At 49.4% G+C, this 14,348-nt stretch carries 13 protein-coding genes; 7 read left to right on the top strand and 6 right to left on the bottom strand.

The features are described from left to right. Window positions 1-234 precede the first annotated feature (234 nt). The gene (locus Q1A69_RS01005; RefSeq protein WP_299579724.1) at window positions 235-717 is read left to right on the top strand and encodes a hypothetical protein; all 483 of its coding nucleotides are present in this window, start codon (window positions 235-237) and stop codon (window positions 715-717) included. Here Q1A69_RS01005 and Q1A69_RS01000 read toward each other — a convergent pair. The 5 genes from Q1A69_RS01000 to Q1A69_RS00980 all read right to left on the bottom strand — a co-directional run bounded on the left by Q1A69_RS01000 (window position 714) and on the right by Q1A69_RS00980 (window position 7,584). Next, on the bottom strand, window positions 714-3,263 hold the full coding sequence (locus Q1A69_RS01000) for a serine/threonine-protein kinase (protein ID WP_299579721.1): 2,550 nt from the start codon (window positions 3,261-3,263) through the stop codon (window positions 714-716). The genes Q1A69_RS01005 and Q1A69_RS01000 overlap by 4 nt on opposite strands. Window positions 3,264-3,704: 441 nt before the next feature. After that, window positions 3,705-4,682, bottom strand: a complete 978-nt coding sequence (locus tag Q1A69_RS00995; protein WP_299579718.1) for an FHA domain-containing protein — start codon at window positions 4,680-4,682, stop codon at window positions 3,705-3,707. A gap of 782 nt (window positions 4,683-5,464) precedes the next feature. After that, window positions 5,465-6,031 carry a YceI family protein gene (locus Q1A69_RS00990; RefSeq protein WP_299579715.1) on the bottom strand — a complete coding sequence of 189 codons (567 nt, stop codon included), beginning with the start codon at window positions 6,029-6,031 and terminating at the stop codon, window positions 5,465-5,467. Beyond that, complete coding sequence (locus Q1A69_RS00985) at window positions 6,028-6,639, bottom strand: cytochrome b (RefSeq protein WP_366525537.1); 612 nt, start codon at window positions 6,637-6,639, stop codon at window positions 6,028-6,030. Before Q1A69_RS00985 ends, Q1A69_RS00990 begins: the two co-directional genes overlap by 4 nt. A gap of 279 nt (window positions 6,640-6,918) precedes the next feature. Next, entirely contained in the window at window positions 6,919-7,584 is a 666-nt protein-coding gene (locus Q1A69_RS00980) for a hypothetical protein (RefSeq protein ID WP_299579709.1), read from the bottom strand. Window positions 7,585-7,930: 346 nt separating this feature from the next. On the opposite strand from Q1A69_RS00980, the gene Q1A69_RS00975 reads away from it, so the two are divergent. Together Q1A69_RS00975 and Q1A69_RS00970 are read left to right on the top strand one after the other, a co-directional pair. Next, on the top strand, window positions 7,931-9,439 hold the full coding sequence (locus tag Q1A69_RS00975; protein WP_299579706.1) for a dipeptidase: 1,509 nt from the start codon (window positions 7,931-7,933) through the stop codon (window positions 9,437-9,439). A 110-nt stretch (window positions 9,440-9,549) separates the two neighbouring features. After that, a complete protein-coding gene (locus tag Q1A69_RS00970) occupies window positions 9,550-10,455 on the top strand; it encodes an acyltransferase (protein WP_299579703.1) in 906 nt (301 codons plus the stop codon). Between the two features lie 138 nt (window positions 10,456-10,593). Here the strand turns inward: Q1A69_RS00970 and Q1A69_RS00965 are convergent, their stop codons facing one another. Beyond that, window positions 10,594-11,031, bottom strand: a complete 438-nt coding sequence (locus Q1A69_RS00965; protein WP_299579700.1) for a host attachment protein — start codon at window positions 11,029-11,031, stop codon at window positions 10,594-10,596. Between the two features lie 343 nt (window positions 11,032-11,374). Between Q1A69_RS00965 and Q1A69_RS00960 the strand changes: the two genes are divergently transcribed. From Q1A69_RS00960 to Q1A69_RS00945, 4 genes are all read left to right on the top strand, one after another. Continuing rightward, on the top strand, window positions 11,375-11,803 hold the full coding sequence (locus tag Q1A69_RS00960; protein ID WP_299579697.1) for an Hsp20/alpha crystallin family protein: 429 nt from the start codon (window positions 11,375-11,377) through the stop codon (window positions 11,801-11,803). A 69-nt stretch (window positions 11,804-11,872) separates the two neighbouring features. Next, complete coding sequence (locus tag Q1A69_RS00955) at window positions 11,873-12,289, top strand: CBS domain-containing protein (protein ID WP_299579694.1); 417 nt, start codon at window positions 11,873-11,875, stop codon at window positions 12,287-12,289. A gap of 226 nt (window positions 12,290-12,515) precedes the next feature. Next, the gene (locus Q1A69_RS00950; protein ID WP_299579691.1) at window positions 12,516-13,091 is read left to right on the top strand and encodes an alkylphosphonate utilization protein; all 576 of its coding nucleotides are present in this window, start codon (window positions 12,516-12,518) and stop codon (window positions 13,089-13,091) included. Window positions 13,092-13,330: 239 nt separating this feature from the next. Further along, complete coding sequence (locus tag Q1A69_RS00945) at window positions 13,331-14,335, top strand: AraC family transcriptional regulator (protein ID WP_299579688.1); 1,005 nt, start codon at window positions 13,331-13,333, stop codon at window positions 14,333-14,335. Window positions 14,336-14,348 lie beyond the last annotated feature (13 nt).

Raw genomic sequence — 14,348 nt, 5'->3', positions numbered from 1 at the left:
TTAGTCGGAACTTTTGGATGAGCTTGCCCGGGGCACGGATGCCAAATTTTGCTCTTGATAGTGTTGTTGTAACCGTCGATGGTTGGGACCATCATTTCGGGCCGGTAGTATGTATACTGCCGGCTTTTTTTAAAAGCCGAACTGGTTATGATGACACAGTCACAGACGTATTCTACACAAGATAAAACGTCTTTTGGTGACGCCAAATAACAAATGCTTACAAGGGGATGAACGATGAGCGATTGTGCCGACTTACCCGTACTGGAGTGCGAGGTTCCTAAAGAAGGGTTGAAACTGGATCTGGTTTTAAGACCGAGAGAGCAAAAAGATGGTGAGCCGCAGTACTGGCCGCTATTTAATGCCGATAACCCGGAAGAACATTTTGGCAATATGCGTTTCAATATTCGCAAGGGTGGGGTGGCGACGCTGAAAATAACCCTGGATCTGTCAGAAGTTTCTGGTCGCGACCTAGAATTTGTGCGCTATCGCCAAAATCACAAGCTGGATGGCATCATTGCTCTAAGCCCAGACTTTCGTCACCAGTTTCGTGCCCGTGCCAAAGAAGTAGATGGGGACTTTACAAAGCTAGTTATTAAGATTGCAGATAAAGAACTTATTCCTGATAATTTTTCATTTTTATGGATGTGTGTAGATGCTGAAACGGGAATGCACTTTGTTTCTGGTGATCCATATGCTGTCGTTAGCCCTCTTCCCTAAGAGCAGATAGTTTCTACTACTGCTTCTGCGGTTTGTGGTTGAGTACAGAGACGTTTAAAAACGGGTAGGGAAAACCACTCTGGACTCAGCCCTTGTTCTATGAGCTGTTCCAAGTGATAACTTGCAGATTGCCATTCTTCAGCAAGTGTATAAACCAGAGCTGCTGAACGCATTATATTGGTACTGTCTGGAGCATCTCTTAGTAATTCTTTTATTAAGGAGATTGAAGCTGAAGTTTTCCCTGTATACGCAAGGGCTTCGGCTCGATATCTTCGAGCTAAAATATCTTGGCTTTCAGTTGTGAGGTCTATTATTTTGCTGAAATATTCAGAGGCTTTAGCTTTATTCTGTAATACTAAGTATGTTTCAGCAAGGTGGTAAATCGCCGTTAGGTTATTTGGCGAATCTTTATAAAGTGATTTGTGTGAATTGAGTGCTTCTTTGTAATTACCCTTAAGGAAATAAATAGTTCCCAAGTTGGATTTTGTGGGCCAGTCACGCAGCTTTTCAGGAATTGAGGTTATTGCTCTTTCAGCTTCATTTAGGTTTCCTGTTTCAAGCTCAATAACCCCCAGGAGATTGTACGCCTTCCATCTTTCAGGGTAGGTTTTTATCATCTTGTTTAGGGTGATCCTTGCTGAATCATAGTTACCTAAGGCTATCTCATTAATTGCGATGTAATAAAAATTGTTGAATGAGGGGTTTAGTGCGGCTGCTTCTTGTGCATAAATCAAGCTTTCTTCGTGGCGGCCATGTAAATATTGAAAACGGGAAAATTGAATTAGGAGGTGTGCTGAAGGATGTCCTTGAGTTTGGAGCTTTTTCAATATGGACTCAAAGCCTTTTCGGTCTGTACCTAAAGATTTTATTAACAGTTTGGCCTCTAGGATGGCTGTTTGATTGCTTGCGAAGCCCTCAGCGCTAACAAGAACCCCTAGAGCCCCAGAAAGAAGCCTATTGTCATTAGTTACAGTAAATAAGGCTGCTGATGCTTTTGCATAAGCTGAATATAGATTTGTATTTTGGGGGTATGTACCAATTAACTCTTTCAGTACTTCTAAGTCAGAGGAGCTGACGGCTTCATCACCATCAATTTTATAAAGAACAGTCAAGTAGCGATTGTAATCTCCATTATCCATTCTGACTTCTTGGTTGGGTTTTTTTCGGTAATTTTTAGAGAAAAGCTCTACCACGCTATTGCCGATAGTGTATTGGGCTTCTTGTCTTTTATCGCTAAGGAACACAAAACTAGTTTGATATTGAATTTGGTTGTCCGAAGGGTTTATTCTTTGGAGCTCAATATTGCAACGTAGCTGCATACAGTCAAGGCGTGCTAATAAGGCATCCGTAACGCCTTTATTTTGCAAATTCTTTAGCTGTTCCTCATGGCTGGCATTTTTTAGTGCTGAATAGCTCACCAAGGCACTTGACTTAAGCTGAGTTGGGGCACCTAAAAGGGCCTGGCGAACCATGGCTTTGACTAGCATCTCAGCATTTTCTTCACCCCTTACCGCCCCGTTTATTTCCACTGGGAGAACAGCTATATATTGAGGGGGCAGCTGTAAAAAAGTTCGCCACCCCCAAAAAGTGAAAATTCCTATTAGCGCGAGCCCCATGAAAACCGAAATAATTTGCCTGCGTTTTTTACGAGGCTTAATCAGTAGCTGGGTCACTGTCTCAGAATATTGCTGTGTGCTGGCATCAATACCATGTTTTCGGACAAGTTCCAGGGCCTCAAAAACAGCAGAGGCGGATTCAGGGCGAAGCTCAGGGCGTTTAGATAGCAACCTATCCAATAGAGCTGTGAGAGGCTTGGGGATCTCGGGCCAGGCTTGTTGTGGTGGAATATGAGGTTTACTGGTTATTTGCTGGGCAAAGGCCAGGGGACTCTTGTCACCGCGCTCAAATGGCTTGCTATCGCAAAGCAGTTCATAAGCAATACTGCCAAGGCTGAATAGGTCGCTGCGCGGATCGAGGGTATTTCCCTGCAATTGTTCAGGAGACATAGCCTGCACGCTACCAGCAATATGGTCTTCTCTTGTTAGTTGCTGGTCGCAGTCGAGGTCTTTGGCGATTCCGAAATCCGTGATTTTGGCTACGCCATCATTGGTGACCAGGATATTCTCGGGTTTTAAATCCCGGTGGATAATCCCCAAGCCGTGAGCTTTGCTGAGCCCCTGGCAGATCTGCATTAGCAGGTCAAGTTTCTCTGATAAAGTAGTAGTGCGTTCGCGCATCCACTCTTTAAGAGTAACACCTTCAACCAGTTCCATAACCAGGGCTATATTATGCTCTTTCTCCAAGACATCGTACAAACGTACAATGTTCGGGTGGTTCAGTCTGGCTAATAATTGTGCTTCACTGCGAAAGCGGGCTTCGGCGGAGTTACCGGTCATATCGGAGCGCAACTGCTTGATGGCGACCTTTCGCCCCAGCTTTACGTCTTCAGCCAGGTAAACAACACCCATACCCCCGGCGCCCAGGGTGCGCTCTACCCGATAGCGACCTTGGTATACCTCAGTTTTCTCCAGCGCAACTACGTCCATTGTATTTCGTTCTTTTCGGATGGATAGGGGATTCTACCTGATAGTACATTTTCATGAACCCATCTGTCCCCCCCTCAGAGGAAATGGTTCACGTTATTCCATATCTTTTGGATTGCTATCGGTTGCATAAACCCGCAATTCAGTGAGCCTGCTACCCATCGCTTAGTCGCTGACTCAGCGGGAGTAGACTTTATGAATTACTATCTGCAGCAGTATTTATCTGAGAGGGGCCTATTTCAGATATTCCAATCGTGCTTGAGTATTCAATAATAGAGGCTTGATCTACGAGTTAGTCATTTAGGGCATAAAATTCTGAGTCTATTGAGATTTCCCTGGAAGTGGCTTGGGTTTTACAGGTGGCCTACACCTACCACATCTTGAGCAATAGGCACAGATCCACCCCATTATGGCTAGCAGCCACTAAAGCTTTACGTAGATGCCCTAAGGCTCTACCTCGAGACTCTCAGTTTTTGCCTCCAGCTGAGTGCCTTTATAGATTTCAAACTGGGGGCACCCCAGGCGAATCTCCCAGGAGCGTCTTTCCACCAAATTTGACGTATCGACGGCATCCGGCAGTGACTCTGAGATCTGCTTGCGCGCCCGGAAGATCTGTGTATTCAGGTGGTTGACGGTGATGCCCAGTTCATGGGTGGCAACCTGGATGGAAACCCAGCCTTGCGAATCAGTATCCATGCCGCTTTGCATATCGCGGAAGCGAGCCCGCGCGAGATAAAGCAGCAAGTAGTTGTGGATGCGAGCCGGCAGGGTCTGTTTCATGCCTTCTCGTTGTAGTTGCAGCTGCACATGCTCTTCATGGGAGCTTACTGAAAAGCGCAGGCCGAAATCCGTAATTGAAAGCTGCTGCAAGGAGAGCTCTTTGGTGGCGCCCTGGTTGTCAGCGAGGAACAGTTGCCAGCTGTGCAGGCCGCAGTCGATGCGGTCTCCGTGGTTGACCAGCTTCTTTTCGCCCTCGGCGGAATTACTGGTGAACTCGTACTGCCACTGGGCGGTGACGGGGCTGAAATGCAAGCTGGCGAGGGGTTCACTTTCATCCGGCAGCAGGTGGTATTGTTCGAGGGGTTGGGCTTCGCCGGTCTGCAGGTCGATCAGCAGGTTCTCTGGGGCATCGAGATTCTCAACAATCCAAGCTGGGTTATTGACTCGGCCGAAGCAGATTGTGTCACCCGTTTGTAATGGGTAGCTTTTGGCGGGGACGAGTTGCTGTCCGTTCAGCCAGGTCCCATTGCGGCTGAGATCGCGAATATTCCAATGGGTGCCGGTCCACTGGATAGCTGAGTGGATGCCGGAAATCTCCGCGCTGGTAATACGGGTATCCACGGCACCCTGGCGACGGCCTATGGTGTGGTGTGCCATCAGGTATACGGGTTGGTCCCTATCTGGATGCTGTAAGCAAGCCATTATTTTGTCCTTTTACTCCGGATGACTCCGGGCGCTGTGCTGGAGCTTCTCGCCATTTCGGCGCTGATTCACTGTTCACCGATGGGCTTATTGATCTGGGCGACAATACACTAATCCCAACATACTCTTAGCCAAAACTCGTCCCGGCTATATTTCTATGTCGCTGACAGTCAAGCCGTGTCGTTAGCCTTATTGGGAAAGCAAGTGCTTACCTGCAGGTATCGCAAATTGGAGGCTGTTTGATACTTAACCTTGGAGCGAATGCAATCACTATTGCCCATAGTTGCTATTTTCACTGAAAAACTCAACTGTCGTCAAAAGTACTGTAATAGTTCGTGCTTACTTAGTGTGAGCTAGTTATAACTTTGTGTCTGCTAATCGGTCTTTTTGGGCCCTGAAACGATAGTCAAGAGTGGTCTCTTCCTCATCTGTGAGATTGGCAGCTGCGATTTCTTAATGGAGTCATTTTTTGCAGCTGAATGGGGCGGTATTTAGTGGCTCCGAGTGGAAATCGGCAAGATCGTTTACTTGGTACTAATTTAATGGATTTGTAGGCGCTGAAAAATGCCAAATTAGCGACATTTTCTGCCAGGTGGAGTTCCTGTTGTACAGTTTTTACCCTGCTGGTCAATGAGCGTTTGTTGTCAGCTTCGCTGGCGGAGTTGCGATAGCCTGTAACTTGGGTATTTACGGTGCTATGCACATACTTTTACGATCAGCGTAAGTAGGGGCCCGATCTTTATGGAGTCGAGCCCCAATGAAATTATCTTATTTTAGGCGGCTCAAATACGAACACCTTCAATATCCAGAATCATTTCAACTTTTTGGGAGGCCGGGCCCAGATTGTAATCAATACCGAAATCCTTTAGGTCAAATTCCGTGGTACCACTAAAGCCTTGGCGATAACCGCCCCAAGGGTCCTTACCACCGCCAATGTTGGTGACATCAATGGTTACAGGCTTGGTGACTCCGCGTAGGGTCAGCTCACCTTTTAGTAGGGCTTTACCACCTTCCTGGGGTTCAAAGCTGGTGCTCTTGAACGTTGCGGTAGGAAATTTTTCTGTATAAAGAAAGTCGGTGCCGCGCAGGTGTTTGTCACGCTCGGCGTGGTTACTGTTGAGGCTGGTTACATCGATATTAACGTTGACGGTAGATTTTTCTGGCGTTTTGTCATCATAGAAAAATGAACCGTTGAAATCATCAAAGCGGCCATACAGCCAGCTGTAGCCCAGGTGCTTAATGCGAAACTGCACAAACGCATGAGCGCCTTTGGTGTCAATTTTGTATTCTGCAGCATGGGCAGTTGTGCCCATCAGGATGGCGAACAGAAAAGCGGTGAGCTTCTTCATGTGGAGGTTTCCTTTTTTGTGGTTGTGTTAATGTTTTGCTCTTCGGAGCGAAAGGGGCTAATGGGTAGACCTAGCATTTTGCGCAGGGTGGCATCCCGGTCAATAAAGTGGTGCTTGAGGGCTGCCAGGGTATGGAGGCTCACAAGGACGATAAGTGACCAGGCCAGGATTTCATGTAGGCTGCCGGCAAGGTCTTCCTGGTTGGGAATCCCCTGGATGGTGGCCGCCACGCTAAACCAACCAAAAACATCAATGGCGCGCCCATCGGCAGTAGAGATCAGGTATCCCGACAGCGTTATGGCGAAAAGCAGTAGGTAGATCAGGGCGTGAGTGGCGCTGGCAGCTAGTGCCTGCCAGCGTGGGATATTCGGTTCGTCTCTTGGAATTGTATTTATCGTCCGCCACAGCAGGCGCAGCACCAAGGCGACTAGCAACAAGATACCGATGCCTTTGTGGATATTGGGAGCCTGCTGATACCAGGGGTCATAATAGGACAGCTGGCGCATCCACCATCCGAGTACAAAAAGACCGATAATTGCCGGTGCCATCAGCCAGTGCAGGATAATGGCGACCCAGCCGTAATGGGTTTGATTATTGCGGGCCTTCACGCTGTACCTCACCTCCAGAAGCTCTTTACACACCGGCCCGGTGAGAGAAATCTTCCCCAGAGGCCATCAAAAAGCCTCAGTGTCCACAATGGACCTGGAATCCTGAAGAGAACAGGGAAGCCCGAAAGGGCCCCTTTCTATATCCGGCCGGTTAGCACAGTATTCATTGGCGCTAGGGTATCGTTTTTACAGCCTATGACCAATGGCTGGAGGGAATCTTTGGAAGGGGGTTCAAAAAAGGCTGAAGTGAGCGCCGCTCATAGAGTAAGTCCTTTTTTATTAGTGCGCGCGGTTTTGGCTCCCCTCGCGCTCTGCGGCCTGGAGTATTCGCTCGCAGGCACCCCGATCCAGTGCTGAAGAACGCTGTGCCAATTGCTCGGCCAGCCAGCTGGTGGAATGATGTTCTCCATCCAGGGCTAGCTGTTCAAGCTGCCAGATAACATTGAGCAATAACTGGCGCTCGAGTTTGTCATCGCTTTCTGGGCTGGAAAACAGTCGAGGTTCCAGTCGCTCCAGGTCGCTGCGTTTCAATACCAACTCTGCCAAGCTGGGATACCAGCGGCCGCTGAATGGTTCTGGGCGCTGATGATAGTCAAAACTAATACGCAGGCGGTTTCCCTCGGTATCTTCAAGTAAAGGAGTATCCTGCTCATAGGCGGGTAGGGCGGGGCTGTGGCGGAGTATCCCGACCACTGCGCGCCAGTCACTGCGGTTATCTGTGCACAAGCGCAAGGGTTCAACCAGTTCCCTCTGCCCCTGGCGGTTAAGAAAGGTCAGCTTTTGCCCCGGGCGATACCAATAGAGGTCGAGAAGCTTTTCTTCGGCCAAGTCAGCGAGGTGGGTGCTGGTTAGGGGTTCTTCCGCCAGGGCGCTGAGGTGGCTTACTGCCTGTTGCACACTCAGCCACTGCTTGCGATGGAAATGTTTGCCGTTGGTGGTCCCCATGCGTTACTCCCGTCTCGCGATATGCACAATATTGAGCAATCCAGAAATGATGCCGCCCAGCTGGGAGTTGCTCGCTGACATGGCTGGGCTCTTTTCACTCGTGAGTCTGTAAGCTGTGATTGCCGTTTATTATCCGCCTGAAAATATCCGTATTGACGGGTAATTCGGCGCAAGTATGTGCTGCCGCTAGCCAAGACCAGATTATGAGTTTAGCAGCCGTATATTCGCGTACGTGTGGCTTAGGACGCCAGAGCTGGCGAAAATCACTACGGGGACTGGGATGAAAAGGTGAGTCATGCTACTGGCCGCGGATGTACAATGGCACTTTTATTTGCCCGGGGATCTTATGACGCTACGACAGGCTCTTTTATCGCTACTCTTTTTTGCATCCCTGTCTGCGACTGTTGCCGCGGGGGTTTCTCCTCGGGCTCAGGAGGCTGCTGACTATGCGGTCAGTAAATATGAAACGGCCATGACTGAAACCCTGGCTAGCCTGGTGCGTTTCGAGACAGTGGCCCGCGAAGATCTACCTTTGGCTAGCAATCCCGAATTTACAGGTTTTAAGAATGCCTTGCGAAGCAAGGCCCAGGCCCTGGGATTGGCGTATCAAGATTTTGGTCATGTCGTGGTGATCGCCCTGGGTGAGGGCTCAGAAAAAGTGGGGATTGTTACCCATGGTGATGTCCAGCCGGCCAACCCTGCCAAGTGGCAGAAAAGCCCCTTTGTCCTGGATGCAGAAAGCGAACCGGGCAAATTGATTGCTCGTGGCAGTGAGGATGATAAGGGCCCAATAGCCACAGCCCTCTACGCAATGAAAGCGATCAAAGACCGTGGAGTGCCGATGAAGCGCAGGGTTGAGCTTCTGGTCTATTTAGCAGAAGAGTCTGATTGGGAGCCTCTCAAGGACTTCCTGAAAACCTACCCCACTCCCACTTATAACATCACTATTGACGCCAACTACCCGGTGGTGACTGCGGAAAAGGGCTGGAGCGAGGTACAGGTCAGTACTAAGGGTGTCTTGCCGAAAGGTTTTGATAAGCCCTACCTTGAAAATTTCTCCGGTGGTTACTTTCGCAGCCAGGTACCGGATGAGGCCTCTGCGGTGTTGGCCAACGCCACTTCAGAGTTACTCGCAGCCATTCGTGCACGATCGGCCACACACAAAACCGCCGTGTTTGAATTTACTGAACGGGATGACAAACTGGTGATCTCTGCCCGCGGTGTAGCCACCCATAGCTCAGAACCAGAACATGGGGTCAATGCGGTCGCTTATCTGGCGGATGTGCTCAGTGTGCATCAGTGGCCGAACAATGCGGCGGGCGCGACGGTGCGTTACCTGAATGACCTGGTGGGTACGGGTATCTTTGCCGAGCAGTTTGGAGATATCGCCTACAGCGATGAATTTATGGGCCCCATGACGGCGGCTGTTACCATGGTGAAAGAGACAGACTCCGGTCTGACCAGTTATCTCAACTTGCGCCGCCCTACGGGCAAGACGGCCCCACAGCTGGAAAAAGAGATTCGTACGGCTCTAGCCAGCTGGCAGGAGCGCACGGATATTGCTCTGGCTGATACGGCTATTTCCCTGGGAACACCCTACCGCGTGGATGATGCACCCCATGTACAGCCACTATTACAGGTTTTTCGCCACTTTACCGGTATGGAAAAAGCTGAGCCCGTATCCATTGGTGGCTCGACCAATGCCAAGTTGCTACCTAATGCGGTCAGTTTTGGACCCTCTATGCCTGGCGCTGCTTATACAGGGCATTCCGAGCATGAATTTATTACGGTTGAACAGTTTCGGCTGAATTTAAAAATGTATACAGCCATGATGATTGAGATAGCCAATCTTTAGGTTGGCTATCAATAGAGACTTCGAACAAGAATAAGATACTGTGTTCTCGTGTTGATAGCTCAAGTGCACAGTAAAAGGCCTCTTTTTACTACAAAATTTAGAAGCACAAGATGTTAAATTTTCTTCCCTCCGTTGTGTTGTTGATGTTGGCTTCGGTACTGTTGTTTATCAGTACAATCCTTTGTTTTATCCCAATTTTATTTTTTGTGGTGCTGCGAGTGATTTTCCCATTTGCCGTATTGCGAAAAATATATACCTCCATTTTCATGGCAATTGCCGAAGGCTGGATAACCCTAAATAAAGGCTGGATGAAACTCACCCAGAAAACTCAGTGGGATATTCAGGGGGGGGATGATCTTGAAAAGCAGGGTTGGTACTTAGTGACGTCCAATCACCAGAGTTGGGTTGATATCTTTGTCTTGCAATCTATTTTTAATCGGAAAATTCCCTTCCTGAAATTTTTTATCAAGCAGGAGCTGATCAGGGTTCCGGTTATGGGGATTTGTTGGTGGGCGCTAGACTTTCCATTTATGAAGCGTTACACCAAGGCATTCCTAAAAAAACATCCGGAAATGCGTGGCAAAGATCTGGAGGCTACCAAAAAGGCTTGTGAACGCTTCAAACTAATACCTACAAGTATTATGAACTTTCTTGAAGGGACACGATTTACTCAGGAAAAGCATGACAAGCAAGGCTCTCCATTCAATTATTTGCTCAAGCCCAAGTCTGGTGGTATTGCCTTTGCCATGCAGAGCATGGGGGAGCAGCTTAACCGCTTATTGAATGTCACTATTGTTTACCCAGATGGTATTCCAACTTTTTCAGATTTCCTGGCCGGCAAAGTCAAGCGGGTAATTGTCCGCATTGAGCAGGTTCGTATCCCAGAGAAATATTTCAGTGCTGATTATATGAATGACCAGGTATTTCGCGCCGAATTTAATAGCTGGGTTTACAATCTTTGGCGGGACAAGGACCAGCTTATTGGAAAGTTACTGAGCGACGCTAACAAGGTGTAAGTGCTCAAATTTTCAGTATTTCTGATCATTGTAATTGACGGCTATTCTAAGAAAGTTTTCCCTGTGAGTTTCTCTTGAAGGTGCAGGGGCTGACCACTCAGCCCCTGTTTTCTCCAGCTTTATAGCCGTATTTTTTTATTAGAGCCAAATTGGTAGCTGTGCGCGAATTTCATCTGGCTGGCTGTCGACTAGGTTTTTTCCCGTTTCTCCGGCTACAGTGGCCCGCGTTGGTGTTTTAAGAGCATCGCGCAAACTGCCTACCATGTAGGGCTCGGCCACTATATACAGTTTCTCAAAGCGGCCCTCCTGACGTCCCCGTTCCAGAGTGTGAGCGATTTCCCGAGCAAAGTTTTCACCACTACGGCGGTGCATGTTGGCGAAATTTCCCATCGCATGGCGGCCCTGACCATGACTGTCAAAGCTGCGCCCGGGAGCATCACTGTCAATGTCCCGCCCAGATAAGCGGGATTCCGGGTGGAGAAGGGCTTGAATTTCATGGAGGTTTCCCGCGCGTTTTTGTGCTTCGAAAATCCGGGCTTGTGATTGATTGGCGACAAGGACCCAAGCTAAAGCCATGAGCGTATCCTCATTTATTACTCCCTCCTATCCTAGTTAAATTTGGCGCCACCTACGATCAAGCGGATAAATACTGAATGGAATTATTGTATTTTCTGGTTTTTATAGGTGGCTAATTCGGGAGAGGTGAAAACGTTTTAGGTTAATTTCTGCCGGCCTCCATATATAAAATTTAAATATTGGAAGGCTCTTTTATGTGGTTTGTGATGGTTTTTCTAGGCACATATTCCTACCGAGTGACGCGAAATTACCTAGAATGAAGGCAAGATGTGAGAGGCGTGAGCCGGGCCCTAGGGTCTTGCTTGCGCCTCTTGCGACATAGCGGTAGACGGAGGTTGTAAGTATGAGTCTGATACCCAGAGGTTCCCTACTGGATCTGGATAACATGTTTGAACAAATGTTGTCGCCCGGTCGTGCTATTGGCACTGAGAGAGAGGGTTTTTTCTCTCCGCGCATTGATGTGAGCGAGCGCAAGAATAGGTATGAAATCAGTGCTGAATTGCCAGGTGTCGGAAAAAATGACATCAATATCACCCTGGAGAATGGCGTATTGACCCTTGAAGCGGAGGTGCACCGGGAAATCAAGAAAGAGAAGGATGGCCACGTGTTACGCCAGGAGCGTCGCTACGGTAAGTTCTTGCGCAGTTTCAATTTAGGCGAGGACGTTCGTGAAGATGAAATCGATGCGAATTTTAAAGATGGCATCTTGACTTTGACGGTGCCCAGACACGAGGGGCACCCCCCGCAGAGAAAGCGTATCGAAGTGCATTGATCTATTTTGCCGATGGCGGATTTTTCCGCCATCGGCTGTTCAACTTTCCGCAAATGGTAGAGGTCAACGATGAAAGTGAAACAGGCGATGCATCAGGGAGCAACCTGGTGTACACCAGATACCTCATTGCAGGAATTGGCGAAGATTCTGCGCGATGAGGATATCGGTGCGGTACCCATCGGTGAGAATGATCGTTTGGTAGGTATGGTCACCGACCGGGATATTGTGTGTCGTGGCGTGGTGCAGGGAGGAAATCTTTCTTCTTTGACTGCCCGCGATGTCATGACCGAGGGTATTGAGTGGTGCTGGGAGGAGGATGATCTGCTGTCTGCCGTACACAAAATGGAACAGCAATTGCTTCGGCGTATGCCCGTTCTGAATAGTGAGAAGCGCATGGTGGGCATCCTGAGCCTTGGAGATATCACCTCGGCGATCGCCAGCAAGCAGGGCGGTCACTTCGCCTCGGCAGTCTCGGCGCATCATTGAATGTCTAAAGCCCCATTTGATGGGGCTTATACCAAATTTTATGGGCCCTAAAAGAGGTTTGCCATAACGGGGATCTGCCAATGCGCCCCAAATTTTAACAGCCTCTTCCAGGCCTGCTTCACAGCAGGCTGATACCCTATAGATCCTTTCTGAAAGCCGGGCAAGTGGTGTGGGGGACGCGAACTCATGAGTGAGCGCGTATACTCCGCACTTTTTGAGGTAATTCATGGCGGTCAGTCAGGAACAGCTGCTTCAGCGCAGTGGTGGTCAATGTGAGCTTTGTCAATCTCAGGGTAACCTGCAGGTTTACGAAGTACCGGAATCCTCAGTACAGGCGCAAGCTCAGGTGTTGTTATGTCAGACCTGTCGAGACCAGTTGAGCGATCCTTCTCAGCTCGACAGTGCCCACTGGCAGTGTCTCTCTGACAGTATGTGGAGCCAAGAGCCAGCGGTGCAGGTGCTGGCATGGCGCCTGCTCAAGCGATTGTCCTCGGAAACCTGGGCCCAAGACCTGTTTGACATGTTATATCTGGATGATGATCAACTCAGCTGGGCACAGGCTGGTGCCTTACCGGAAGCGGGCGATGTTCTAGTGCATCGCGACAGCAATGGTGTGCAGCTGCAGGCTGGGGATAATGTGACCATTATCAAGGACCTGGATGTGAAGGGTTCAAGTCTGGTTGCCAAGCGTGGTACCGCGGTGCGGGGAATTAGCCTGACGGATAATCCAGAGCACATTGAGGGACGTGTGGAAGGGCAGCGGATCGTCATTTTGACGAAGTTTGTCAAAAAAATCGGCTGAAATTTCAGAACCTATCGGATGTAAATACCGTACTGTAGATGGCATTTTCTCTTCGGCGGAGATGCAAGTCTCCGCCGTCGCATGTGTTACTCGAATAGGTTCGGCCTGTTACTATAGCCCCGTCTAACTTATCTAATTTCTTTTATCATCGCGTATTGGCTGCAAATGCCCAGTTTGGCGCGGCCCGGTATCCCAATATAGCGACTGCTGAAGTAGCGGCTGAATCCGGAGCAGGATCAATGAACCCCACTTATGAAATTCGCAGCGGTACTCTTGCGGGTTTCAATACTCTGGTGCCCCAACTGGGAGGGTCTCCGGCTCGCTTGCTCGCCGCGGTAGGCCTACCTGTAGATTGTGTGCGTCGACCCGATATCCTGATTCCTCTTGCCACCCTCGTCGATTTACTGAACTTGTGTGTGTGCGAATTAAATTGCAGTGACTTCGGACTGCGGCTCGCTGAAATGCAGGGACTGCGGATGCTCGGTGTGCTGGGTAAATTATTGCTTGGAGAAGAAAACCTGGATGCTGCACTGGGGGCAAGCCATCGTTATATGGTGCTGCATAATCAAGCGGATCACTGGCGCTTAGCCGAGGGGAACGGTTGCCTGATTGCCCGCCGAGTCAGTCACAGTGATGGGGTCAAAGGTAGCGAACAATATAGTGAGCTGGCCCTGGGCGCTGCCTGCCGGTTATTTCGGGAATTAGCGGGGGAAGATATTCGTCCGCGCCAGGTGCACATTCGTCATCCCCCTCTCTCCCCACCGCAACGTTACCACGAGTATTTTGAAGCTGAGGTATTGTTTGCTCAGGAATATGATTGCCTTGTGTTTGAAGTAGAGCTGTTACAGCGGCCTCTCAAAGCACCAAGTGAGAGCCTTGTGCAATACTTTGAAGAGTTTACCCGGGCTCTACTCTTGGAGCACCGGGGGGATGTCGCAGGGCAGGTGCACACGTTAATACTGCAGACCCTAGGCGCCCAGCAGCATAGCCTGGCCCAGGTTGCGCAGCTGGTGGACACCCCAGTGCGAACTTTACAGCGGCATTTGCGCGCAGCCGGAACCTCTTTTAAGCAGCTCTTGCTGGAAGCGCGTATGGAGACTGCCCGCTGGCATCTGCGTGCTTCCAATATCGGAATTGGTTTGCTTTCGGCAAGTCTTGGATACACTGACACGAGTGCTTTTTCCAAAGCCTTCCGCACCGTGCACGGCCGCTCTCCGCTACAGTGGCGAAAACAGCAGCGCTAGTACCGCTGAGTTT

This window comes from uncultured Microbulbifer sp. (assembly GCF_947498635.1).
Classification (GTDB): domain Bacteria; phylum Pseudomonadota; class Gammaproteobacteria; order Pseudomonadales; family Cellvibrionaceae; genus Microbulbifer; species Microbulbifer echini.
Note: the sequence above shows the minus strand (reverse complement) of the source record. Positions and strands in the feature narration are given on the sequence as shown.

Bases quoted from the DNA above. Each gene is read 5' to 3' on its own strand.
- Q1A69_RS01005 (WP_299579724.1), top strand. From the start codon at position 235: ATGAGCGATTGTGCCGACTTACCCGTACTGGAGTGCGAGGTTCCTAAA.
- Q1A69_RS01000 (WP_299579721.1), bottom strand. From the start codon at position 3,263: ATGGACGTAGTTGCGCTGGAGAAAACTGAGGTATACCAAGGTCGCTAT.
- Q1A69_RS00995 (WP_299579718.1), bottom strand. From the start codon at position 4,682: ATGGCTTGCTTACAGCATCCAGATAGGGACCAACCCGTATACCTGATG.
- Q1A69_RS00990 (WP_299579715.1), bottom strand. From the start codon at position 6,031: ATGAAGAAGCTCACCGCTTTTCTGTTCGCCATCCTGATGGGCACAACT.
- Q1A69_RS00980 (WP_299579709.1), bottom strand. From the start codon at position 7,584: ATGGGGACCACCAACGGCAAACATTTCCATCGCAAGCAGTGGCTGAGT.
- Q1A69_RS00975 (WP_299579706.1), top strand. From the start codon at position 7,931: ATGACGCTACGACAGGCTCTTTTATCGCTACTCTTTTTTGCATCCCTG.
- Q1A69_RS00970 (WP_299579703.1), top strand. From the start codon at position 9,550: ATGTTAAATTTTCTTCCCTCCGTTGTGTTGTTGATGTTGGCTTCGGTA.
- Q1A69_RS00965 (WP_299579700.1), bottom strand. From the start codon at position 11,031: ATGGCTTTAGCTTGGGTCCTTGTCGCCAATCAATCACAAGCCCGGATT.
- Q1A69_RS00960 (WP_299579697.1), top strand. From the start codon at position 11,375: ATGAGTCTGATACCCAGAGGTTCCCTACTGGATCTGGATAACATGTTT.
- Q1A69_RS00955 (WP_299579694.1), top strand. From the start codon at position 11,873: ATGAAAGTGAAACAGGCGATGCATCAGGGAGCAACCTGGTGTACACCA.
- Q1A69_RS00950 (WP_299579691.1), top strand. From the start codon at position 12,516: ATGGCGGTCAGTCAGGAACAGCTGCTTCAGCGCAGTGGTGGTCAATGT.
- Q1A69_RS00945 (WP_299579688.1), top strand. From the start codon at position 13,331: ATGAACCCCACTTATGAAATTCGCAGCGGTACTCTTGCGGGTTTCAAT.